This window comes from Glaciimonas sp. OK215, from assembly GCF_057787885.1.
In genome coordinates, this window is the sequence record NZ_CM173544.1 from 5,034,250 (window position 1) to 5,058,188 (window position 23,939).

The 23,939-nt window shown below is 56.4% G+C and carries 16 protein-coding genes and 1 tRNA gene; 10 read left to right on the top strand and 7 right to left on the bottom strand.

Annotation, left to right across the window (positions count from 1 at the left end; translation table 11 throughout):
• Positions 1-43: 43 nt before the first annotated feature.
• The gene (locus AC3CHX_RS23270) at positions 44-3,460 is read right to left on the bottom strand and encodes a UvrD-helicase domain-containing protein (RefSeq protein WP_488630350.1); all 3,417 of its coding nucleotides are present in this window, start codon (positions 3,458-3,460) and stop codon (positions 44-46) included.
• Positions 3,460-6,192 (bottom strand): PD-(D/E)XK nuclease family protein, encoded by a 2,733-nt coding sequence (locus AC3CHX_RS23275; protein ID WP_488630351.1) that lies wholly within the window; start codon positions 6,190-6,192, stop codon positions 3,460-3,462. The genes AC3CHX_RS23270 and AC3CHX_RS23275 overlap by 1 nt, the downstream gene beginning before the upstream one ends.
• Before the next feature lie 333 nt (positions 6,193-6,525).
• Between AC3CHX_RS23275 and trxA the strand changes: the two genes are divergently transcribed.
• The 9 genes from trxA to AC3CHX_RS23320 all read left to right on the top strand — a co-directional run bounded on the left by trxA (position 6,526) and on the right by AC3CHX_RS23320 (position 17,859).
• Entirely contained in the window at positions 6,526-6,852 is a 327-nt protein-coding gene (gene trxA, locus AC3CHX_RS23280; protein ID WP_108440852.1) for a thioredoxin TrxA, read from the top strand.
• 149 nt (positions 6,853-7,001) lie between these two features.
• Positions 7,002-8,264, top strand: coding sequence for a transcription termination factor Rho (gene rho / locus AC3CHX_RS23285; protein WP_108440853.1), 1,263 nt, complete (start codon positions 7,002-7,004; stop codon positions 8,262-8,264).
• 316 nt (positions 8,265-8,580) lie between these two features.
• Complete coding sequence (locus AC3CHX_RS23290; RefSeq protein WP_488630352.1) at positions 8,581-9,024, top strand: response regulator; 444 nt, start codon at positions 8,581-8,583, stop codon at positions 9,022-9,024.
• 35 nt (positions 9,025-9,059) lie between these two features.
• Positions 9,060-12,164, top strand: coding sequence for an autotransporter family protein (locus AC3CHX_RS23295; protein ID WP_488630353.1), 3,105 nt, complete (start codon positions 9,060-9,062; stop codon positions 12,162-12,164).
• A 350-nt stretch (positions 12,165-12,514) separates the two neighbouring features.
• Positions 12,515-13,813 carry a tricarballylate/proton symporter TcuC gene (tcuC, locus tag AC3CHX_RS23300; protein ID WP_488630354.1) on the top strand — a complete coding sequence of 433 codons (1,299 nt, stop codon included), beginning with the start codon at positions 12,515-12,517 and terminating at the stop codon, positions 13,811-13,813.
• Positions 13,814-14,013: 200 nt separating this feature from the next.
• Positions 14,014-14,283 (top strand): type B 50S ribosomal protein L31, encoded by a 270-nt coding sequence (locus AC3CHX_RS23305; protein WP_488630355.1) that lies wholly within the window; start codon positions 14,014-14,016, stop codon positions 14,281-14,283.
• Between the two features lie 225 nt (positions 14,284-14,508).
• Positions 14,509-16,263: an ArnT family glycosyltransferase gene (locus AC3CHX_RS23310; protein WP_488630356.1), complete on the top strand. Its 1,755-nt coding sequence runs from the start codon at positions 14,509-14,511 to the stop codon at positions 16,261-16,263.
• A gap of 29 nt (positions 16,264-16,292) precedes the next feature.
• Complete coding sequence (locus AC3CHX_RS23315; RefSeq protein ID WP_488644907.1) at positions 16,293-17,720, top strand: MATE family efflux transporter; 1,428 nt, start codon at positions 16,293-16,295, stop codon at positions 17,718-17,720.
• Between the two features lie 54 nt (positions 17,721-17,774).
• Positions 17,775-17,859 (top strand) — tRNA-Leu (locus AC3CHX_RS23320).
• An 88-nt stretch (positions 17,860-17,947) separates the two neighbouring features.
• Here the strand turns inward: AC3CHX_RS23320 and AC3CHX_RS23325 are convergent.
• Positions 17,948-18,814, bottom strand: a complete 867-nt coding sequence (locus AC3CHX_RS23325; protein ID WP_488630357.1) for a TorF family putative porin — start codon at positions 18,812-18,814, stop codon at positions 17,948-17,950.
• 59 nt (positions 18,815-18,873) lie between these two features.
• Entirely contained in the window at positions 18,874-20,007 is a 1,134-nt protein-coding gene (locus AC3CHX_RS23330) for an aminomethyl transferase family protein (RefSeq protein WP_488630358.1), read from the bottom strand.
• A 379-nt stretch (positions 20,008-20,386) separates the two neighbouring features.
• Between AC3CHX_RS23330 and AC3CHX_RS23335 the strand changes: the two genes are divergently transcribed.
• Entirely contained in the window at positions 20,387-22,060 is a 1,674-nt protein-coding gene (locus AC3CHX_RS23335; RefSeq protein WP_488644908.1) for an APC family permease, read from the top strand.
• Positions 22,061-22,085: 25 nt separating this feature from the next.
• Here the strand turns inward: AC3CHX_RS23335 and sugE are convergent, their stop codons facing one another.
• Genes sugE through purU form a run of 3 tightly spaced genes read right to left on the bottom strand, consistent with a single transcriptional unit; the run spans position 22,086 to position 23,890 of the window.
• A complete protein-coding gene (sugE, locus tag AC3CHX_RS23340; protein WP_488630359.1) occupies positions 22,086-22,403 on the bottom strand; it encodes a quaternary ammonium compound efflux SMR transporter SugE in 318 nt (105 codons plus the stop codon).
• A gap of 46 nt (positions 22,404-22,449) precedes the next feature.
• Positions 22,450-22,974, bottom strand: a complete 525-nt coding sequence (locus AC3CHX_RS23345; protein WP_488630360.1) for a dihydroneopterin aldolase — start codon at positions 22,972-22,974, stop codon at positions 22,450-22,452.
• Between the two features lie 10 nt (positions 22,975-22,984).
• The gene (purU, locus tag AC3CHX_RS23350) at positions 22,985-23,890 is read right to left on the bottom strand and encodes a formyltetrahydrofolate deformylase (RefSeq protein ID WP_488630361.1); all 906 of its coding nucleotides are present in this window, start codon (positions 23,888-23,890) and stop codon (positions 22,985-22,987) included.
• Between the last annotated feature and the right edge of the window lie 49 nt (positions 23,891-23,939).

Sequence of the window (23,939 nt, forward strand, 5' to 3'; positions counted from 1 at the left end):
TCTCTCACCTTGCCGACCTGACGCAGGTCGGCAAGGTCCTCCATCATCCCATTTCCCACAATCCGCCATCGGTGGTGATCACGGCTGTCTTCAGCGTCTTGCCGACAAAGACTTGTTCGGCGGCGGCCCGATAGCCGGTCAACTGCGCCTGGTATCCGGCGCGCTCGCTATCCAGCAACTGCCGCTTGTAATCCAGTATCCAGACTTCATGCTCGAACATCACGACCCGATCAAAGCGCAACAGAACGTCTGCCATCACTTCCATTTCATTGCGGGCGGCAACATGCAACGCCGGATTGAAGAAGGGCGCGAGCGACGGTTGCGCCAGTATGGTCTGCGCCTGTTGTCGCACGATTTGCGCCAACTCAGGCGTACACGGCAACCAGCGTGCAATGGTGGCGGCATCCGGCACGTGGATAGGCCAGTGCCCATGTTGGGTTAATCTTTCCAGCAAGGCGTGCAAGGCGATGCCCTCGTCGATTGCGTCATTGCTGAACGGTATCGGCAACGCCGCGTCTTCATCCTCTATTGCAGCCTGCTGCAACATGGCGAGCGCCGGCGGCAACGGTGCCGGATCAAATACCGGCAAAACAAAGCTCGGATCAAGCGCTGCATCAGCGCCGGCGACAGCGGCCTCCGCTACACTCGCGTCCGGCAACATTTCCGGCACAGATTCCAGGCGTGCATACCAGCTTCCCTCTGTCACGCCGCCAGCCGAACTGCTACGCGCAGCGGCAACACCGCTAATGATCAGCAACTGCTTGGCGCGGGTGGTAGCGACATACAGCAAGTTCCAGTCTTCCTGCGCCTTGAACCCTTCCTCCGCAGCAAACAAGGGATCGCGCGCCGCGCCACGTTCGGCGGCACGGCCAAATGCTGAAAAATGCACCGGCGCTTCGGCGTCTTGCGGCCAGTCGCACAAGATCCCGATGTCATCGCGTGCCGGGTCGCTATGATTCGCGTCCAGCAGCACGACCACCGGCGCCTCCAACCCTTTGGCGCTATGCACCGTCAGTATCCGCACGGCATCGGCCGAGGCATCGATACTGGCCTCATCCGGGGCATCGCTTTCGGCCGTATTTTGCAGCACGCGCAACGCATCAATAAACTTCGGCAAGCTCGGATAACGCCCGGCGTCCATATTCAGCGCCAGCTCGACAAAGGCCTCGATGTTGCCTATCGTCTGGCTGCGCGTCAGCGGCGTCGCCGCCTGCGCATAGCGCGCCACCAACTGACCCTGATGCAGAATCACATCCAGCAAATCGTGCACCGACAAGCGCGGCGACACCTCCAGCCAATGCGCCAGCAACTGCGCAGCGCGCTGCAATGCGGCGGAAGCCGGCGCCATCCGGTCCTGCAGCGCGGCCTGCAAACGCGGCCACCAGCCACGCTCGCTACGCTGCGCCAGTGCGATCAGATCGGCATCGGTGGCGGCAAAAATCGGCGACTTCAACACATGCGCCAGGGCGCGCCCATCGTCCGGCGTAATCAGAAATGTCAGCAAGGCGATCAGGTCGGAAATCTCCAGCGATTCCAGCAAACCGCCGCGCCGATCCGACATGAACGGAATGCCGGCGTGGCGTAAGGCGTTCTCGTAAGCCCCCAGATGGGTGCGCTTCTTGACCAGCAGCATGACGTCCGACCAGCGCAGGTTGCGGCTGCCGCCGCCATGCTTGATCTGCACTTGCCGGCGTGCCGCGATTAACGCCCGCGCCACGCTCAGTCCTTCATCACGCCGCCTCGCATCCTCGGATTCTTCACGTGGCGTGATCAGCGGATTGCGCAAACCTTGCTGCGCTTCGGCTTGCTCCGGCGATTCGGCGGAGGATGGTTGAATCAGTGGCAAACGCCACACCGCACCGCCGACTTCGCCCAGCGTGGTTTGTGCCGAAAATAGTGGGTTGGCATAAAAACTGGTATTCAGCACATCGATGATCGCCGTCGCATTGCGCCGGGTCTGATTCGCTTGCAACACCGTCGCACCCCGCCGTTGCAACATGTCGCGCGCGGCCACGAACACGCGCGGTTCGGCGCGTCTGAAACGGTAAATCGATTGCTTGGGATCTCCCACCACGAACACGCTGGGCTGACCGGCATCATCGCCATAGGCATTCAACCAGGCGCGCACGATACTCCATTGCAGCGGATTGGTATCCTGAAATTCGTCCAGCAAGATGTGCTTGTAGCGCGTGTCCAGCCGACTTTGCACATAGGCCGCGCTGTCGGGATTGGTCAACAGCCGATAGGCTTGCCATTCCAGATCGGCAAAATCGAAGACGCGCTGCTCAGCCTTGATCGCCTGATAGATTTCCACATACGCATTCCCGGCCACGAACAATGCCCGGTTCAGCGCCAGTACGTCACGCTCGCAACTCCGGCGGCGCAACAGTTTGAGCGCTGCGCCGACCTCGGAAAATGCATCATCGAAAGCGCTGACGCCATCCGCACCGAGGCTGTTTTCCAGCGCTTTTTTCAAATCGTTGGTTTTAGTATTCCCGCGCGGTTTACCGTTATCGTCGAAAAACTGATGACATAGTGCGTCAAAGTTTTCCAATCCGGGACCTGCGCTCAAACCGGTCTCAATCGCCGTGGCGCGCTTTTGATTGGTCGCCGTACCCTGGCCCAGCAACCACGCAATATTCTGTATCCTGGCTACCAGTTGCGCATCGTCCCACAGCGACAAGCGGGCATCGCTCTCGGCGTCGGCCCCGCACAGCTCGCTCAGCCAGTGCAGCGGCGTTTCCACATCCTGCGGCGGGCTGCTGCTGGCCCACCATTCGGCACGCTTGTTGACGAAGGCACTCAGCAACTTGCGCGCATTGGCATCGCCGACCAGTTGATACAAGGTGAGCAGCGTTTGCTTGAGCTCGGCATTCTCCTTGTCGTTCAAGGACTGCATGAAGCGCCGGTACGCATCCGCCAGCAATTCGCCGGTTTTGTCGGTCAACGCGTAGCCGTGCGGCACGCCGGAGTTCAACGGCGCAATTTGCAACAGCCGCGCGAACCAGCTATGGAAAGTGTCGATAGACAGGCTTTGCGGACTGGATAAAACCCGCTCATACAAGCCACGTGCGAGCGGCATCACCTGCGCCAGCTCCTGCGGCGGGATGCCGCGCTCCAGCAGCAAGTTGCGTATCTCCCCGTCTGGCTGCAATGCCAGATCGTGCAGCAATTCCAGCAAGCGCTCGCGCATTTCCTGCGCCGCCTTGCGGGTGAAAGTAATCGCCAGCAATTCCGACGGTGCGGCACCTGCCAGCAACAGGCGCAACATGCGCGCCACCAGCAGCCAGGTCTTGCCGCTACCGGCGCAGGCCTCGACCACCACCGAATGCCGCGGATCGCAGGCGGCGTTGGTGAAGCGCTGCGCTTCGACCGCTGCACCGTTCATCTGGTAGGGATGCGGCGCGATTGCTGCCACCGGCGCACCGGTTTGTACTTGCGCATTGTTTGCTTCACTCATCACCACGCTCCCTTGCGGCACAGGCCGCGTACATCGCAGTACTGGCAGACCGACTCGATGCCATTCGCCGGCAATGGCGCACCGTCTGAAATCGCCTGCATATTGTTCCTGATCTGTTCTTCCAGTATGGTCTGCGCCTGCGCATAGTCCGGGGCGCTAACGTCGCCGATTTTGTCCTTGATGGTTTCGAGCGCGACGTAATGGGCGGCATCGACCGGCAGGTCCGATAACAGACCGTAAAAGGCCAGTTGATGATCTTCGTGATCTTTCAGTTTCTTGTTCAACGCCAGCAGGCTGCTCGACTTGTAATCCAGCACTGCGCGTTCACCGGCATCGTTTTCGTCAATCCGGTCGACCCGGCCGTGCAGCGTGATTGCGCCGCCTGGCAGCGCCAGCTGTTTTTCGTAGGCCTGTTCGCCGAACACGAAATGCCAGCCTTGCGCTTCGCGCTCGTTGGCCCATGCCACATACGCAGAAATCACTTTCTGCCAGCGCGCGTAGTAGCCGAGCGCTGCCGCATTTTTGGCAATGATCTTGTCGAATAACTGTTTCGAAATATCGGCCAGCAGCGCGACCCGCTGCTCCTGCGTATTGCCGAGACCTTGATCGCGGATGGCTTCGTGATAGGTCTCCAGAATCTGATGCAGCCAACCGCCGTAATCGCGCTTTTCCGGCAAATCGGAAAGCTCGTCGAGGGACGCCAGACCCAGCATGCGCCTGGCAAAAAATTGATAGGGGCAGGCAACGAAGCTGTTGTAAGCGCTAGCCGAAAGGCGCAGTGGCCGCAGCTCACCGGCAATCGGCGCCGGCATCGCTGCCGGCAGCGGCTGCAAACGCCGTTCCGCAATGACGGCGCGATGCCGTGGCAACGCGGCTGCGCCGGCGCGCGCCAGCGTCAGTTGCAGGCGTTCAATCCATGGGCTGACCGGATTCGGCTCGCCATCCTGGTGCGCCTGCCATGACAACACCACGGCGGGATTCATCGCCAGCAACTCCGCCAGATCGCGCATCTGCTGACGCTGGCGACTCTCTCGGGTGGCCAGACCGAGCTCACGCCGCACGGTATTCGCAAAGAACAGTGTCTCTTGTGGCTGCGAAGGTAAATGACTGGCATCGGCGCCTACCAGCAGGACTGCGTCGAAGCTGCGCAAGCGAGCACCGTTCAGCGGCAGCATCACCACCCGGCGGTCGCTGGCGGAACTGATGCAGCTGGTGTCATCCAGTTGCAGGTTCACCAGCGCACGCCATTCCGGGAACGAGAAGAGGGCCGCGGCTTCGGCACTCTCGCTGCCTTCGCTGGCAATATTTTGCAGCATCTGCAAAATCTGCTGGCCGGCAGGATCGGCGCTCAAGGCACTTGCGACACCTAGTGTCTCCAGCGCGCTGCCGGTATCGATCCATGCGCGCAGGGTTTTGCGGCCAGCGTATACGCCGGCCTGTTGCGCCAGCATGGACACGGTTTTTTGCTCCAGCGGCGCATCGGCCAGCGCATTGATGACGCTGCCCCATTCACCCAGCACATTGGCACGGCGCAGGGCGATTTCAATCGCCATCACCTGCGCTGATTTATGCGGCAGGTCAGCCAGCATAAAAGGCGATTTCAGCAAATCGAGCAAGGCCGTCGTTTCGCCGCGCTGCGTGACTACGTCAAACCAGGCGGCAATCGCAGAAGCGGCCCGCGTGGTCGACAATTTCCAGCCGGTCTCGTCGGCCACGTGTACTTGCGCGCGCTCCAGCAAGGCGCGTATCCGGCGCGCCACGACCCGATCCTGGGCCACAATCGCCAGCCGGGTTTTACCGGCCTGCAGCCAGTCCAGTATGGTCTGCGCACCCTGCACCGCTTCATCTTCGACGCTGTGCGCCGGACACAGGGCGATGCCCGGCGGCAGCGCGACGTTGAACTCGGCTGCGGCGAACAAATCGTCGAGCGGCGCCGGACGGGCGGCCTCTGCACCATCGGCGATAGCGTCGAGCAACTCCGGCCATGCCGTCGCATACGCCGATCCGATGGTTGCAGCGCGCCAGTCCAGCGTGATCTGCAATACCGGTTGGCGCCTGGCGTAGGCTTGCAGGAAAGCATGCTCCATCGGCTCCGGCTCGACCGAACTGATCCATGCCAGCGGCGAATCGGCCTGCTCGGCAAACTGCAGCATTTGATCGAAACGCAGAGCCATCGCGTCGTCGCCGTCCAGCTGACTTTTCCAGATCGACCAGACCAGTTGCGTCTCGTCGGAAAGTAACTGACGGGCGCTCGGTGTCAGTTGTTCGAGCGCCGTTTCCCAGCGCTGATCGACGTCGCTGGCAGCGCGTATCGAGGGCAGCAAGGCCTGCGTCAACTCATCCGATAAGGCCAACAGGGTTTGCGCCAGCGGCAGCAAATCGGTATTCCGGCGCGCGCTGAATATTTTTTTCAGCCACGCATGCTGGCGTAATTCGGAATACAGGCGCATCAGACGTTCGCTGCCGGCGGCAGGCGCATTCGGCGCCGGCGGCAAGGTTTGCAGCAATGCCGACAAGGTGTTGATCCGTGGCGGTATCAACACACCGGGCAACTCGGTCGCCAACGCCGCTTTCAGCAAATGCGCATGCACAAACGCCGGCACCACCACCCGCCAGCCGGAGAGATCGCGCTGGCTGGCGCCGCCGCTTTCATGGCTGGCGCTCAACAAAGCACGTGCCGCTTCCGGCCAAAACGCGCTGGAAGGGGAAATCAATAGGGGCTTACGCAGCATGGGACTCACAAAGTAGGGGGTGCGGATGAAGATGGCTGTCAGTCCAAGCTAGACAGCTCAACTCCTTTTTGCAACAGTTACTCCGCATTTTATGCGAGCATCCATAGGAAATAAGTAAAAAATAAGAACGCAATCTCCACATTTAATTAAAATCGGTTATGATTTAGCGAACATCCCGCCGCAATACCTCTTATAACACCCACAAAACTTGAAGTCTCGTACGGCATCCCCACTTATTTATTAGAATAGGGACCCGCCGCAGACGGCCACCAAGGTGAATGGATAAGTTGTCTTGGCACACATTAATTCTTTTTCCCTCAATTCGAGGAAACCATGAGCGAAAACATTAAACATATTACCGACGCATCTTTCGAAGCAGATGTACTTAAATCAGACAAACCGGTATTGGTCGATTTCTGGGCCGAATGGTGTGGTCCCTGCAAAATGATTGCACCGATTCTGGAAGAAGTCGCCAAAGAATACGATGGCAAGATCCTGATCGCCAAGATGGACGTCGATGCCAACCAGGCAGTGCCTGCCAAGTTCGGTATCCGCGGCATCCCGACGCTGATCCTGTTCAAAAACGGCGTTGCCGCCGCACAAAAAGTCGGCGCTCTGGCCAAAGGCCAGCTGACCTCGTTCATCGATAGCAATATTTGATCGCAGTTTGATGTAAACTGCGAGCAATCGCGGCGGTGCGCCCCGCACCGCTGCTTGTAATTTATAGATGACACCTTACAAGTAAGATACTCACACCACGCAGTCCCCTCCCCCACCAGACAATTCCCACCCCGGGACACTCACATACTATGCATTTATCTGAATTAAAGGCGCTACACGTCTCCGCCCTGCTAGAAATGGCAATCGGCCTCGACATCGACAACGCCGCGCGCTTGCGCAAACAGGAACTGATGTTCGCGATCCTGAAAAAACGCGCGAAATCAGGAGAACAGATTTTTGGCGATGGCGCTCTTGAAGTCCTGCCGGATGGCTTTGGCTTCCTGCGCTCGCCCGACGCCAGTTACATGGCGTCCACCGACGACATTTATATCTCACCTTCGCAAATCCGCCGTTTCAATCTGCATACCGGCGACTCGATTGAAGGTGAAGTCCGCACCCCGAAAGACGGCGAACGCTATTTCGCACTGGTCAAAGTCGACAAGGTCAACGGTGAATCACCGGAAGCGTCGAAACACCGCATTCTGTTTGAAAATCTGACGCCGCTGCACCCGAACAAACCGCTGCCGCTGGAACGCGACATGCGCGGCGAAGAAAACATCACCGGCCGCATCATCGATATGATCGCGCCTATCGGCAAAGGCCAGCGCGGTCTGCTGGTAGCATCGCCGAAATCGGGTAAATCGGTCATGCTGCAACACATTGCGCATGCGATTACAACCAACCACCCTGACACCGTGATGATCGTCCTGCTGATTGACGAACGTCCTGAAGAAGTGACCGAAATGCAGCGCTCGGTGCGCGGTGAAGTGGTTGCATCGACCTTCGATGAACCAGCCACCCGCCACGTCCAGGTCGCCGAAATGGTGCTGGAAAAAGCCAAGCGCCTGGTCGAAATGAAAAAGGACGTCGTGATCCTGCTGGACTCGATCACCCGTCTGGCGCGCGCCTACAACACCGTGATCCCGGCCTCCGGCAAGGTCTTGACCGGTGGTGTCGATGCGAATGCACTGCAACGTCCTAAACGCTTCTTCGGCGCGGCCCGTAACATCGAAGAAGGCGGTTCGCTGACCATCATCGCCACCGCGCTGATCGAAACCGGCAGCCGCATGGATGACGTGATCTATGAAGAATTCAAGGGGACCGGCAACATGGAAGTCCACCTGGAACGCCGCCTTGCAGAAAAGCGCGTCTATCCGGCGATCAACCTGAACAAATCCGGCACCCGTCGCGAAGAGTTGCTGATCAAGCCAGACCAGCTGCAAAAAATCTGGGTCTTGCGCAAGCTGCTCTACAGCATGGACGAAATCGAAGCGATGGAGTTCATCCTCGACAAGATCAAGTCGACCAAGACCAATCTCGAATTCTTCGACATGATGCGGCGCGGCAACTGATCAAATCCGACTATTCCGGCTGAAGATCATCTCGGCCGGAAAATCCTGAACGAGTCTGACATGCGTAAGCATCTCAGACTTTTTTTCCGCGCCATGAAGTTAGCGCAGTACACCCGGCGCCGTATTGCGTCATGGAAAATACCTGACCATTCCCACCAAGCATTACCCTCCGCAAGGCTAAACGCTTATCCATGTCATTACGGCCATCTGTCGGACGGCTTTCACCAGCAGCATCGTCATGGGCGATCAGCATCCAAATTCAGAGATTTCCTACATACATCCTCAGTTCCCCGCTGCAAAGTAACAAGCATTGAAAATGCCGGGGCAAATGATGAAAGACGTCGCCGATCTGCCTATTCTGGTTGTCGAAGATCATCCACTGCAAAGAAAACTTCTCTCCGGGCTGCTGCATCGATTGGGATGTCGTTCGGTCGTCGGTGCGAATGACGGCCTCGAGGCGATGGCGGTGCTGGCACGCCAGCCGGTTGACGTGATTTTTTGCGACATCAACATGCCGAATATGGGTGGCGCTCAGTTCGTCGTTGCCCAGGGTGCGTTGGCACACAGAACCCGGCAAACCCTACCCATACTCATCTGGGTGAGTTCGCAAGACAAGCCTGTACTGGACAGGCATGTATTGCTGGCACGTGCCGCAGGATTCCCGCGTGTGCATGCGCACGCTAAAACGCTGACTACGGATGAAATTTCACAGCTATTGGAAGATGCCCTTGCGGTCGTCAACGGCAGCATTTGTGAATGAGAGCCGCGATGCAGTTTACAAAAGAAAGAAGGTCTATGAAGCAGATGCCAACGAAACCCAGCGCTTTGATGATAAGTATTGCGTTGATCTGTGCCACCTATGAAAGCGCTTCCGCTGCACCGGCGGGACCGCCGGACCAGGAGGTGATTCTTGAAGATGTCACGATCGAGGTGGAAGGGAAGAATAAGCCCGGGGTGTTGGTGGATGGGGATGGTGATACTTTGCAAATCCGTAGAAGCAGCATTTCCAGCAATGGCCAGGGGAGCAGTGGCGTGGAAGTACGCGGTCCGAATATCAATGTTCGGATTAGCGACAGTCGGATACACGCTAAGGGAGAAATGTACAGTTCCGGCATCGAACTGCGAGGCATTGGGTCTACAGCCCACATCAGCAGGAGCACCATTGTCAGCGATGGCATTGGTAGCGGTGGCATGCAAGTACGCGCCGCGAATGCCAGCATTCAGATCAACGACAGTCAGATACGCACTGCGGGGAAATACAACAACCCTGGCATAGAGCTGAGCGGTGCTGGGGTTACCGGCCGGATTAGCGCCAGTACTATTACTACGTATGGTCAGTCCTCTAATGGCCTGAATATCCATTGGGGCGCGAATGTGCAGGCGGATACGCTGACAATTCAAACCGGTGATAATTTTTCCAACGGTGTGGATCTGCGCGGCCCCAGCACCTTGGAACTAAAAAATAGCTATATTTCCGCCCCATGGGCTTATGGCATCTTCCTGATGGGCGGTCCCGGCGCTACAGAAATTGCGCATGCAAATATCAGCGATAGCCGTATTGCCACTACGGGCCCCGGTGCCATCGGGATGTTCGCAGATCGACACGCATCCGCTGCGCTAAAAAATACCTCGATTTCGACTAAAGGCGAATACGCGCACGGTATCTACGCAACCGGTGAAAAAAGCACTTTGAGTGCGCATGACGCGGAGATTGAAACCAGAGGGGATCGCGCGGTCGGCGCGGTTGCCCAGTCCAGTGCCGCCATCAGTCTGACTGGCGGCGGCATCACTACGGGAGGGGAACATGCATACGGCCTGTACACCAGCGATGGCGCCAGAATCAGCGCCGAAAATCTGGGCATCCATTTCAGTGGCGACAGCGTTGGCGCCGTTGCAGTAAGGAATTCACAAATAAGTCTTCAGAACGTGCGCATTCAGGGCAGTAATGGCGGTGTCGGACTTGTCTCCAACTCGGGCGCGACCATCAGCGCCGAGAATACCCGGATCGAAGTCGGCGGGAGTAATGCTCAAGGGATGCAGGTCGCCAACGGTGGAGCGATCGCGCTGCGTCACTCCGAGGTCGCAGCACACGGGATGAATAGCCAAGGATTGCAATCGCTGGCGTCTGCCGGCGTGACCAATCATGCTGCGTTCACAGATACCGCCCTGATCTCTGATCAAGGCAGCGCACTGAGTGTGCAAGGAGGCAGTCTGCAACTTGATGTCAGCAATAGCGTCATCAGCGGACCAAGGCTGCTCATCGTAGAGCAACGACAACTCGGCGACGGCTCGACGATCGCCAGTGAGAACGTAGCGATCAATGCCAGCCGTTCGCAGCTTTCTGGCGACATACACGTGGATGCGCTGAATGCCCAATTGACGCTCGACCGGAAATCGCGCCTGGATGGCGCGATTTCCGGCCTGGACGTTCTGACACTCGACGACAGCCACTGGGCGATGGCCGGCAATTCCGATGTCAGCGATCTGCGTCTGCATCACGGCAAGGTCCGCTTCGCGCATGGTGCTGCTGGTTTCAGTACATTGAAAGTCAATCGGTTGGCGGGTGTCAACGGCACTCTGGTCATGAATACCCATCTGGGCGGCGACGACTCGGCATCCGACCGGCTGGTGATTGACGGTGGCCGCGCCTCTGGCGCCACCGGCCTCATCATTCGCAACGTCGGCGGTGCCGGTGCGCAGACCCGGAATGGCATTTTATTGGTCGAAGCGGTCAACGGCGGCGCTACTGATGCCGACGCGTTCAAACTGCCTCAGGCAGTGCGTGCAGGCGCTTATGACTATCGTCTGTTTCGTAGTGGCCTGGCCGCCGGCGAAGCGGAGAACTGGTATCTGCGCAGCACATTCGATGATGCGGACGCCAGCGGCGATATCGATGCGGGCGGGCGCGCCAACATCTATGGTCCGGAGTTGTCCACCTATGGCAGCGTACTGCCAACGGCCGCTCGCCTTGGGCAGGCCACCTTGAGCACCCTGCATGAACGTGCTGGTGAAACAGAAAACCTGCGTGCCGGCGCTGCCACCGATGGCAAGGCAATCAACGGCGCATGGGGCAGGATGTTGCTTCAAACTTATAAGGATCAATATGCCAGTATCGTTGCGCCATCGGCGTCTGCAAAAATCGCCGGGTTCCAGATTGGCGCGGATATATACCGCCATCAACAAGCCGATGGCCAGCGCGATCAGGCCGGCGTATATCTGGCGATAGCCAATGCCAACGCCGACGTCACCGGCATGCTGACGAATGCGGCAGCAACCGGCTATGAACGTCGACGCACCGGCAATATTCAACTGGATGCCGTCAGCGGCGGCGGGTACTGGTCCCATTTTGGGCATACCGGTTGGTACACCGACGCGATAGTGCAAGGCACATCGTATCGCGGCAAGGCGTTAACCGATCGCGCCTCCATCGGCATCCACGGCACCGGTGCGATGGCTTCGCTGGAGGGCGGCTATCCGTTCCAGCTCAGTCACGCTTTCAGTCTCGAACCCCAGGCGCAGGTGCTGTATCAACGTGTAGCCTTGAGCAATAGCGCCGATCGATATTCGACCATTGGCCTGGGCGCCGGTAACAGTGTGTTGGGCCGTGTCGGCTTTCGATTGCAGCACACCAGCAAAACTGGCGACAAATTCATGCAACCGTATTTGCGTGTGAATCTGTGGTCAACCCTGGCAGGCGCCGGGAATACCGTGGACTACGCCGGCGCTGATTCCATCGCGACCAGGACCGGTGGTAATTGGACTCAGGTTGGGGTTGGCGTGACAGCCAAGACCGATAAGAATGCGTACTTATTTGCGAATCTCGATGGCATGTTCAATGTTAATACCAGGCAGAGACGCACCGGCATCCAGGCCGCCGCCGGTATGCGGGTGAACTGGTAGCCGCATGTCAATCGGCGGGTAAATGCCGCCAGTTGATCGACACGAAAAGGGTGTTCGAATATTCGAGCACCCTTTCTCTATCGAAGTTGCCAATTTCAAACCGCCGTCTGAGCCGGTGCCCGACAATGTCCAATTGGCTATGGACACAAGCTGTCAAGGCGTACAAAATTACGAGACATTTCCCCGCGTCGGCTGCCTGCAATTTGTCCGCGAATCCACTCCACTACCTGTCAACCGGACAAAGTCCATACCGGCTGGAGACGGGAATAAGGCATGAATCCCAGCGCCGGAACAAGCTCTCCGGATAAGTGCTATTCTTGCAAACCTCAATTTCTGCTCGAGACAAATCCATGACTATCACCCAGCCCAGCCCATCGAAAATCGGCACCGTCCTGCGCGTTACGAGCGGTAATTTCATGGAGATGTTTGATTTCTTCCTGTTCGGGTTTTACGCAACCCACATCGCCAAGACATTCTTTCCGGCGAGCAATGAATTTGCTTCGCTGATGCTGACTTTCATGACCTTTGGCGCAGGCTTTCTGATGCGCCCATTGGGCGCGATCATTCTAGGTGCTTATGTCGACCGCATCGGTCGCCGCAAAGGCCTGATCGTGACATTGGCATTAATGGCGCTCGGTACCATGCTGATCGCCTTTGTCCCTGGCTTCGCCACCATTGGCTACCTGGCACCGTTTCTGGTATTGATTGGCCGCCTGCTGCAGGGTTTTTCGGCGGGCGTCGAGCTGGGCGGCGTCTCCGTGTATCTATCTGAAATGGCGACACCGGGCCGCAAGGGATTTTATGTCAGCTGGCAATCGGCAAGCCAGCAAGTCGCGATCATCGTCGCGGCAGCATTGGGTTATGCGCTCCAGGTATGGCTGGAGCCGGCGCAAATCGCTGACTGGGGCTGGCGCATCCCGTTCTTTATCGGCTGCATGATCGTGCCGGTGCTGTTCATGATTCGCCGTTCGTTACAGGAAACAGAAGAGTTTCTGGCGCGTAAGCACAAACCGGATATGCGTCAGATTTTGCGCTCGATGGTTGAAAACTGGGGCCTGGTGGCCGCAGGCATGATGCTGGTGTCGATGACCACAGTCTGTTTCTATTTGATCACCGTATACACCCCGACGTTCGGCAAGGCCGTATTGAAACTGAGTACCACCGATGCGTTGGTTGTGACCTTCTGCGTCGGTATCTCGAACTTTATCTGGTTGCCAGTGATGGGCGCCTTGTCGGACCGCATTGGTCGCCGCCCGCTGTTGCTGGTGTTCACTACGCTGACCATCCTGACCGCCTATCCAACCTTATCCTGGTTGGTAGCGGCGCCAAGCTTCGAGCGTATGCTGATGGTTGAGTTATGGTTGTCATTTTTATATGCCAGCTATAACGGTGCGATGGTGGTTGCCCTGACCGAAGTCATGCCGGTCGAGGTCCGTACTGTTGGCTTTTCTTTGGCTTACAGTCTGGCAACCGCGATTTTTGGCGGCTTTACGCCGGCGATCGCCACCGGCTTAATCCAAATGACCGGAAACAAAGCTGCGCCGGGCCTGTGGATGAGCTTTGCCGCAGTGTGTGGCTTGATTGCCACACTGGTGTTGTATCGAAAAAGCGGCGATCAGCAAACGACGACGCTGAAAGCCCCGGCCTGATGCTACAGGCCCGGCGCTGACCGGCACGATTGTTGCCGGTCAGCCGCCCCCGCCGGGGCGACTGGTTCAAACCACTGATTCCATTACAGTTTTACTGTATAATCGCGTGTTTTCCACCTTGGCAAGTGATCGACAATCGGGTCAAGAAGCAAGGCGACCGACGAAGTGGCGATTGGCTACCGAAATTTATTGAGGCAATTATGAAAGACGGCATTCACCCAAATTACCGTGAAGTTTTGTTCCAAGACATGTCTTGCGATTTCAAATTCGTCACACGTTCGACTATCCAAACCCGTGAAACAGCGACTCACGAAGGTAAAGAGTACCCACTGGTAAAGATTGAAGTTTCTTCGGAATCGCACCCGTTCTACACTGGTCAACATAAAATCGTTGACACAGCTGGTCGCGTTGATAAATTCCGTAAGAAATTTGGTAGTGTTGGTTCGAAAACAGCAATTGCTGCAGGCTGATTCAAACCAGCCCGGCGGTTGTTTCAAAAAGGCAGCTATGGCTGCCTTTTTTATTTTCCAGATTGATGTGCCGCGATGCAGCACTATGCGAACACTATGGAATCAAGTAGTGAACGCGCTATCGGCCCGCTTTACGGGTCTATATATGTGCCCGATGCGTGTGCCCGATGCGTTTTTTGCGGCACAATACCCTCCAACTAAACCTTCTAATAAAACCACATCGTGATGAAGCCAGTCCGCCTTCCCGCTTCCGCCACCAGCGCACTGCCACGCTGGGGTTTGTGGGCGCTTGGTTTGCTCTATATATTGCCCGGCCTGTTCGGTCGCGACCCCTGGAAAAATGACGATGCCTCCAGTTTCGGCATCATGTGGAGCATGGCGCACGGCGGCCTCGGCACCTGGCTGGCGCCCCAAATCGCCGGTTTGCCGATGCCCGGCGAAAGCCCGCTCACTTTCTGGATCGGCGCAATCTGCATCAAGCTGTTCGGCTGGCTGCTGGGCGACCCGCTGGCGGCACGACTATCGACCATCATTTTCTTTCTGGTCGGCTCGCTTTCGGTTTGGTACGCCACTTTTTTACTCGGCCGCCGCAACGAGGCGCAACCGCTGCGACTGGCGTTTGGCGGCCAACCCGAGCCCAAAGATTTTGGCCGGACATTGGCCGATGGCGCCTTCCTGATTTACCTGGGCTGCCTGGGCCTGCTGTTGCACAGCCACGAAACCACCGCAAAAAGCTTGCAGATGTCACTGGTCGCGTACGCGATCTATCTCGCTGTGCGTTTGTTCGACGCATCCAGCGCTGCGCCAAGCACACCGCATAACCCATCCTCCACAATCCGCAGCGCCGCGCTACTCGGCATGGCGCTGGGTCTGCTGACCCTGACACGCGGCTGGGCAGTGCCCCTGACCGTCTTCATCGGCTTGATCAGCTTAGCCATGTTGCGCGAAAAAATCATCGCGACGCATCTGTTGCTGGTGACTTTACCGGTCGCCATCATCATCAGCGGCGCATGGTTTCTGGCAAGTTATTCCGTGCAGCCGAACGGGAATAATTTCGCCTTCTGGGAAAGTCAAAATCTGCGGCAATTCGGTTGGCCTTCCTGGGCGGCATTCGCGTATTACTTCAAATACGGCATCTGGTTTGCGTGGCCGGCATGGCCGTTCGCCGGCTGGGCCGTATATGCATGGCGACAACAACGCAAGGCACTCCACATCGCCCTGCCATTGGCATTCTTCGTCAGTCTTACCATCATGATCCTGCTCATGCCGCGACCGGAAGAAGGCATTTTGTTGCCGCTATTACCGGCCCTGGTCATTCTGGCGGCATTTGGTCTGCCGACCATGAAACGTGGTGCGATCAACGCGGTCGACTGGTTCTCGGTGATGACGCTGACCACCTGTGCAGCGTTCATCTGGATCGGCTGGATCGCCAAGGAAACCGGCTGGCCCGCGCAAATTGCCAGGAATGCCTATAAGCTGGCACCCGGCTTCAAACCCGGCTTTAATTTGACCGCGGTGATCATTGCCATCCTCGGCTCAATTTTCTGGATCGTACTAGTGAACTGGCGCTTGTCGCGCCGGCCGGCGGTCCTGTGGCGCGCAGTGGTGTTGTCAACCGGCGGCGTAGTGTTGTGCTGGCTGCTGCTCATGACGCTGTGGCTGCCATGGATTAATTACGGTAAGAGTTACGCCGGCGTGGCGCTGCAAATCGATGAGCATTTACCGACCGTCAAGCAATGCGTCGACACCAATGTCGGGCCCGCGCAACGCGCCTCTTTCGCGTATTTCGGCGACATACCTTTTTCCGAATTCAGCCAGGAGCGCTGCGATTTCCTGCTGTACCAGGACAGTAACAACACTAAATCCGATGACGCGGCCATCTGGCGCCAGTTTAATGGCCGCTGGAAACTGCTATGGAGCGGCCGCCGCCCTGCCGATCGCGACGAGCGTTTCCGTTTATATCAACGCGTTGGCAACTAAAACCCGAGCTGAACATTACACCGCCATTCATTCATAAACCACCCGTCGCCCAGTCCAGTACGGCGCATATCGTCAAGCTTGCGTGGCCCATCCTGATTGGGCAACTGGCATTGGTGCTGAACGGTGTCATCGACACCGCCATGACCTCGCGCTATTCGGCTACAGATCTGGCCGCACTGGCGCTGGGCGGCGCCATCTATATCAGCGTGTTCGTCGGCCTCAGCGGCGTTTTGCAGGCGTTGTCACCGATCATCGGCCAACTGTATGGCGCTCAACGGATGACGGAAATCGGCTATCAGTTTAAACAAGGCAGCTGGCTGGCACTGTTTTTAGCGCTGCTCGGTTGCATCGTGCTGCTGTTTCCGCAGCCGTTTCTGGCGCTCGCCCACGCGTCGCCGGTGCTCAGCGCCAAAGCCGCCTTATATTTGCGAATTCTTGCGTTAGCGCTACCAGCGACACTCGGCTTTAACGTGTACTCGGCGTTAAACACCGCAGTCTCGCGACCCAAGATGGTGATGGCAATCCGGATCATCGGCCTGCTGCTGAAATTCCCTCTGAATGCCCTGTTCATTTTCGGCGGCTTCGGCATCCCGGCACTTGGCGGCCCCGGCTGTGCCGTCGCCACCACCCTCATTTCCTGGCTGATGCTATTGATAGGCTGGCTGATCCTGCGCCACAATTCCTTTTACAAACAATTCGCCTTATTCCGCAGCGGTTTCGTCAAGCCGCACTGGCAGGCGCAACGAGCGTTGCTGAAATTGGGCATCCCCACCGGCTTAAGTTATTTCATCGAAGTCACGGCCTTCACCGTCATGGCGCTTTTTATTGCACGGCTGGGCGAAACCGCCGTCTCCGGACATCAGATCACCGCCAATTTCGCCACCGTCCTGTACATGCTGCCGTTGTCCATCGCGATTGCCACCGGCATCCTGGTGGCGCAAGCGATCGGCGCCGAGGACCTTGATCAGGCGCGCCGCGTTGGCTATTCCGGCATCCGGCTGGCAGCGCTCTGCTCAGCGACGCTAGGCTTGGTCATCTGGTTGGCGCGCGACACCATCATTCGCGCCTACACCCCAAACGATGCAATCGTAGCCGCTGCCATGCCGCTGTTTCTGTTCATCGGCTTTTATCAATTATTCGACGCGATACAGTGCAGCACCGCTTTCGTCTTGCGCGCGTATAAGGTGGCAATCATTCCGACGATTATTTATGCGATATCGCTGTGGGGAGTCGGTTTGGTGACGGGCTATATTCTGGGCCTGGATCCCTTTGGCATCAGTCCGCCTGCACTGCATGGCGCCAGAGGTTTTTGGATGGGCAACAGCGTCAGCATTGCACTGGTTGCCTTCAGCCTGCTGTTTTATTTGCACCTGGTGCAGCGCCGCGCCCAATATCAACGGCTGCAACGACCGATGAACATGCCCATGCTTGATTTATCCAATAAAATTGATATTTGAGTGGCGCAAGCTATTGATCAGGCCAGTCAAATAAGTCATAATAGCGGACGCGTTGCCGAGATGGCGGAATAGGTAGACGCACGGGACTCAAAATCCCGCGCCGCAAGGCGTGCCGGTTCGATTCCGGCTCTCGGCACCAGGAACATGTTTTAAGAAGTCCAAGCAAGTCCAATGACCCGTGTTTCTCCTCTAGAGAACGCGGGTTTTTTGTTTGTAGAGTGATTGAATCAGAACGTTTTGGTGACAGATACCAAAAACGTACTCGCCAATGGATTCGACACGTCCGGCACCCCGGCTGAATTCAGCGCGCCGGTGGTGTAGTGCGCATAGATGCCATTTTTGGCCCAGCCTTTGGTATAGGCGCCGGTCAGCGTCCAGCCGCCGTCCAGGACTTTCGAAACTGCAACCCTGGTGTCCTGGAAGTTGTAGGTGGAGAAGTTCTGGACGCGTTCGGCACCGTAATGCAGCAGCAGGTTGTAGCCATTGCTCAGGTCGAAGTTGCCGTTGATGTCGAGATAGCCGGAGCCTTGGCTGTTTTTGTTGTTGCCGACGCCGAGCGTGTTGCTGTTGTAGCCAAAATAAGTTGGCGTGTAGGTTAGCCAGTATTTGACGTTGAGCCATTTGTAGGTGGCGGAGGCGACCGCTTCACCGTAGTTGTATTTGGTTTTGGCGAAAGACATTTCTGCGCCGGGATAGACGTAGTAATAAATCAGGCCGCTATACGCTATATCGCCGGCGGTGCCGGAATAGCCGCCATATAAATCCCATTCCACCGTGCCGTTTTCAATGAAGTGATCACTGACGCTTGACATCCAGGTACCGGCCGACCAGCCGCTGGGATGGGCGTAATCAACACCGCCTTGAATCGCCGGCTTGCCCCAGGTCTGGCGGAAGCCGCGCGATACATATTGCGAGGTCAGTGTGAGGTTGGCGCTCCATGGCGATGCCGGCGGCGCCGCTGCCGCAGGTACTGCGACGGGCGTGGCTGCAGCGATGCTGTCGGTGGTTTGTGCCGATGCAGTGAGTTGGTAGCCGCAGGCGACGGCGGCGACGGCGTAACAGACGACGACTGACTCGCTCAATTTATAGATCATATTTGAGGCTCCTCTACGGATTAACCCGATAGCTGCTTGGAAAAATTTTCCGGAAGAGATTAGCCTTTCGCCATCCGCTTGATTTTTTCCGGATCGTCGAACGGTAATGTGTGACTGATAGCTTGCAATGCTCCGGCCTTTCCACGCACTTCGACCTTCTGACCGTGAACGGCATACGATACGTCGAATCGGACAATCGCCATGGATTTCCTGGTCAGGCGCGAATACATCCCGCAGGTAATCACCCCGACCTGTTTTCCGTCCGCCCAGACCGTGTCGCCAGCCTCGGTTGCCGTATCACTATTGACCAGCAAACCGAAGATTTTGACGCGTTCCTTGCCTTGCAAACGATAATGCTCATTTGCACCACGGAAATCGCGTTTTCCAGGCGATACCGTGAAATCGAGCCCCAACTCCCAGAGCGTGTCCCCCGCCGGTTCGTCCTTGAATGGATACATCTCGGAATTATCGTAGGGATAGAAGATCAAGGAACTCTCGACCCGCACCCAATCGAGCGAAGTGAACGCGCAGGGAACGATTCCCAGCGCGCTACCTTTTTCCAGGATCGTATCCCAGACATGTGGTGCGTCCGCCGCCTTGCAGAATATCTCGTAGCCGCGCTCTCCCGTATATCCAGTGCGGGAGATCGTCACGGGGCGACCGAATAAGCTTGTATGCATGTGGTGGAAATAGTTTAATTGCCGAATCCCTGGAACATGCTCAGACAAGAACTCGACTGCAGACGGACCTTGCAAAGACAGGTCGTGCAGATCGTCGTCGAACAACACCGACACGTTGCGTCCCGCTGCGGCACTGCTCAAGGCTTCGCTTCCTCGGCCTGCGCCGTGCACGACCATGAACGCGTTTGGACCATTTCTGAAAACTACGCAGTCATCAATGAAGTGCCCTTTTTCATTGAGCATGGACGCATAGACTGACTTACCGGAGTAAAGCTTCGATATGTCGCGCGTGGTCGCGAAATCGATCACGCTCTCGGCATGCGGCCCGACGACATGCACCTTCTTTAGTCCGGAGACGTCCATCAGGCCGGCTTTGGTCCGGATCGCTTCATGATCGTCCGCCAGACTTTTGCTATATGTCCAAGCGGCCCCTATTCCGTTCCAATCCTCCAGTTTGGAACCGAGCGCAATATGCCGCTCGGACAGCACTGAACGTCTCCATGAATTTGCCATTGATCGCACTCCTTTGATTAAATGCGTTAGTAAGAAGAGTTTCGGGATATTTCGTTCGCATAATTCGCTCGCCTGGCGAGAGACTGGCTATATGATTATCAAAATCCGGCAGGCATTCAACACCTCTTTAGGAGTAATCCATATAGGGAATTGTTTGTCGGTGCCGAAGCTATGGAAAATGGAACTCGATGCGTAGTCAGCGGGCGCCCTGCCGCAAGGTTCTAATGCCATTCTTCTAATCGTAGAAATATATCGAGCAAACAGAAGTGCCGGTCTTGCAGATTTTTTGCTTTTGGCAAAAACTGCAACTACCGGCATTAAGTTCGTCTCGTTATTAAGGGGACTCAAATTGAAGGATATTTCGGTAGGAAAAGGCGCTATTGGTGCGGATCTGTCCGACAATGTCGTCGAGCAAAACGCTACCTTGCTTCGCCAAATTGATTGGAAGGGGGCATTTTGGGTTGCAAGCGGGGTGCCTGCACTGGTTCTGTTTTCAATTGGCGCGATTGCCGCTACTGTCGGGAAACCATCATGGCTGGTCTGGATGCTTTCGATCAGTTTTGGCTTTATCCAGGCGTTTACCTACGCCGAAATCGCTGGATTGTTTCCGCACAAGGCGGGAGGAGCTGCGGTTTACGGTGCCATTGCATGGGTAAAATATAGCAAGTTCATCGCCCCTATTTCCGTTTGGTGTAACTGGTTCGCCTGGTCGCCGGTACTTGCGATCGGATCCGGTCTGGCTGCCGGGTATATGTTGAGCGCCCTGTTTCCGCCCGATGCCGCGATCAATATCTGGCAGATTACCTTGCTGGACCTGGGAGCGATCAAGACTGGGCTGGTATTGCGCATCAACGCGACCTTCATCCTTGGGTCGGTAGTATTGCTGACGGTATTTGCGATTCAGCATGGCGGCATCATGCGTTCGGCCAAGGCAACCATGATTCTGGGGATAACGGCGCTGATTCCGCTGATGTTGATCGGTCTGGTACCCATCCTTACCGGTGACCTTCCTCACGCCAATTTTTTCCCGTTTGCACCGCTGGCGCATGATGTTGCCGGGAAAGTCATCGATGGCGTGTGGGGAGGAGTCGAGGGTTGGAAACTGATGGCCGGCGGGCTATTTATCGCCGGCTGGTCGACCTATGGTTTTGAAACCGCAGTTTGCTACACGCGCGAATTCAAGAACCCCAAGACTGATACATTCAAGGCGATATTCTATTCCGGCCTGCTGTGCATTGCGGTTTTCAGTTTGGTGCCGATTGCTTTCCAGGGCCACCTTGGCCTGGGACAACTGGTCACTCCAGCGGTCGTCGATGCGGCGGGCGTTTCCACATCAGCCGCCGTCTATGACGGGATGCTGGCACCTGACATCTATAGCGGGATGGGCGTTGCTGCAGCCTTGTCTGGCATGGTCGGCGGCGGAGCGTTCATCGCCAGACTACTCGTTATCATGCTGGTGCTTGCACTGCTGCTGGCGATCATGACCTCGATGGCGGGATCGTCACGCACAATTTACCAGGCATCGGTAGACGGCTGGCTGCCGAAGTATCTGTCGCACGTCAACGAGAACGGTGCACCTACCAACGCGATGTGGACGGACCTTTGCTTTAACCTGGTTCTGCTTCTGATGTCTGATTACGTCTTCATCCTGGCCGCGTCAAACGTGGGCTACATCATTTTCAATTTCCTTAATCTGAATTCGGGCTGGATCCATCGCATCGACCGTCCGCATTGGGACCGTCCCTACAAGGCGCCGACCATACTGCTGATAATGGGTGCCCTGCTCGGTTATGTGAATCTGGCATTGATGGGGTTGGGTGCCGATATTTGGGGTGCAGGTACTTTGAAAACCGGCCTGTTGTTCGCCACCTTGATCATTCCCGTGTTCATGTACCGACATTTTTTCCAGGACAAGGGCGTCTTTCCAAAGGCGATGCTGGACGATATACAACTCGGCACGAACGAGAGCGGCACATCCAGCAATGCAGGCATACTTCCCTATCTGGCGTTGGTTGCAGGCGTGCTGATTGTCTATTTCTTTCACAGGCTATAGCTGAAAAGTCGGAGGAATCGCATACCTATTGATGCGTGAGTTTCAGACCGACAATGCCGCATACAATCAAGCCTACGCACAACAACCTGGCAACGGTGGCCGGTTCGTTGAACAGGACGATGCCCAGCACGACAGTGCCGGTTGCCCCAATACCTGTCCAAATGGCATAGGCAGTCCCGACTGGCAAGCTTCGCATGGAAAATCCCAACAGGGCGACGCTGACTACCATCGACAAGAGGGTACCCAACGACGGCCAGAACCTGGCAAAACCCTCAGTGTATTTCAGCCCGATAGCCCAGCCTACCTCAAACAGCCCGGCAACAACGAGTACCGTCCAAACCATGACATCTCCCCTGATACATTTCGCCAAAGTGCTGCTTCAATCTGAACTAGAGCAGACTGCGGACATCAGCGATCTGCTTGATTGCCCAACGGTCCTCCTCGGCCAACCTGTACCGGAGGCTGCGCTCTTCCGCGTCCGGTAGAGTCGACATATTCCGGTCATTTTTATTGCGGGAAACTGGCAATATCGGCCTAAAGGCCATTTCATATTCAGCGCGTGAAAGTGCCATCCTGATTCCCACTCCATATGCGGCCAGGATTGCGGTCGGTTTTGAAATGGCAAGATCGAGCCATTCAACCCGCGAATCGAAATCGAAAACAAAAGACATTAATTCACGCAATTTTGTCTCCAGCAACGGTGTGTGAGGTTGTTTGGGCCATTCATCAGTTATCCACCGACAAATCGGCTGGTAGTTCAGGCAATCCTCGATCGTGTCCGGAAATATGGGTGCTATCGCGCGCAACGAAAGGTTAATGCGTATCGGTTGGAACTCACGTTCATGGTCCCAGATTCCGACACGCAGCTGCGTATTGATATCGGTAATTTCGATGGTCCAGGGAATTAGATGCATAGCCATTCCGCTATTTGAATACGACGGTCTTTTTGCCGTGCACCAGCACCCGATCTTCCAGGTGGCAGCGCAAGCCGCGTGCGAGTACGGCCTTTTCAATATCCTTCCCATAGCGGACCAGGTCGTTCACTTGATCCGAGTGGTCGATACGAATCACGTCCTGCTCGATGATTTGCCCCTGATCAAGTTCCTCAGTGACGTAATGACAGGTAGCTCCGATCAGCTTGACGCCGTGTTCGAACGCCTGGTGATAGGGTTTTGCGCCAATAAAACTCGGCAAAAATGAGTGATGAATATTGATGATCTGCCCGTGATAACGGGCGCACAACTCGGGAGTCAGCACTTGCATGTAGCGTGCCAACACCATGACCTCGCCTTGCGCAGCATCATACAAGCGCCCAATCTCTGCATAGGCCTCCGCCTTGTTGCCAGCATTCACAGGTACATGGTGAAAAGGAATGCCATGCCATTCGACCAACCCTCTGAACGTTTCGTGATTCGAAATCACGCAAGGGATCTCAATGTCCAGTTCCTTCGATTGCCAGCGGCTCAGTAAATCGTAAAGACAGTGCTCCTGCTTGGAAACAAGGATCACGACCCGTCTCTTTTTAGAAGAATCGGCAATCCGCCAATCCATTGAAAAATCGCGTGCGATCGGTGCAAAACCGGCGCGAAATGCGTCAATCCCGCAGCAGATTGAATCGGCGATGATTTCCTGACGCATAAAAAAATGGTTGGAGGCCTCGTCGGTATGGTTATTCGCCTCGATGATCCAACCACCCGCGCCGGCAATGAAGGCGCTAACCGCGGCGACAATCCCAATACGGTCGGGACACGATAGAGATAAAGTGTAACGGCGGGATGTCTTTGGGCCAATCTGGATTTGTTGCGTGTCGAGCTTTAGATCGCGCGTCATTTTTTTCTCCGTTCAATTTGAATGAGTTGCTTGCGCTCTTATTCTCAAT

What these genes read in the sequence shown, in the direction of transcription:
- AC3CHX_RS23270 (WP_488630350.1), bottom strand. Translation starts at nt 3,460, where the DNA reads ATGAGTGAAGCAAACAATGCGCAAGTACAAACCGGTGCGCCGGTGGCA.
- AC3CHX_RS23275 (WP_488630351.1), bottom strand. Translation starts at nt 6,192, where the DNA reads ATGCTGCGTAAGCCCCTATTGATTTCCCCTTCCAGCGCGTTTTGGCCG.
- trxA (WP_108440852.1), top strand. Translation starts at nt 6,526, where the DNA reads ATGAGCGAAAACATTAAACATATTACCGACGCATCTTTCGAAGCAGAT.
- rho (WP_108440853.1), top strand. Translation starts at nt 7,002, where the DNA reads ATGCATTTATCTGAATTAAAGGCGCTACACGTCTCCGCCCTGCTAGAA.
- AC3CHX_RS23290 (WP_488630352.1), top strand. Translation starts at nt 8,581, where the DNA reads ATGCCGGGGCAAATGATGAAAGACGTCGCCGATCTGCCTATTCTGGTT.
- AC3CHX_RS23295 (WP_488630353.1), top strand. Translation starts at nt 9,060, where the DNA reads ATGAAGCAGATGCCAACGAAACCCAGCGCTTTGATGATAAGTATTGCG.
- tcuC (WP_488630354.1), top strand. Translation starts at nt 12,515, where the DNA reads ATGACTATCACCCAGCCCAGCCCATCGAAAATCGGCACCGTCCTGCGC.
- AC3CHX_RS23305 (WP_488630355.1), top strand. Translation starts at nt 14,014, where the DNA reads ATGAAAGACGGCATTCACCCAAATTACCGTGAAGTTTTGTTCCAAGAC.
- AC3CHX_RS23310 (WP_488630356.1), top strand. Translation starts at nt 14,509, where the DNA reads ATGAAGCCAGTCCGCCTTCCCGCTTCCGCCACCAGCGCACTGCCACGC.
- AC3CHX_RS23325 (WP_488630357.1), bottom strand. Translation starts at nt 18,814, where the DNA reads ATGATCTATAAATTGAGCGAGTCAGTCGTCGTCTGTTACGCCGTCGCC.
- AC3CHX_RS23330 (WP_488630358.1), bottom strand. Translation starts at nt 20,007, where the DNA reads ATGGCAAATTCATGGAGACGTTCAGTGCTGTCCGAGCGGCATATTGCG.
- sugE (WP_488630359.1), bottom strand. Translation starts at nt 22,403, where the DNA reads ATGGTTTGGACGGTACTCGTTGTTGCCGGGCTGTTTGAGGTAGGCTGG.
- AC3CHX_RS23345 (WP_488630360.1), bottom strand. Translation starts at nt 22,974, where the DNA reads ATGCATCTAATTCCCTGGACCATCGAAATTACCGATATCAATACGCAG.
- purU (WP_488630361.1), bottom strand. Translation starts at nt 23,890, where the DNA reads ATGACGCGCGATCTAAAGCTCGACACGCAACAAATCCAGATTGGCCCA.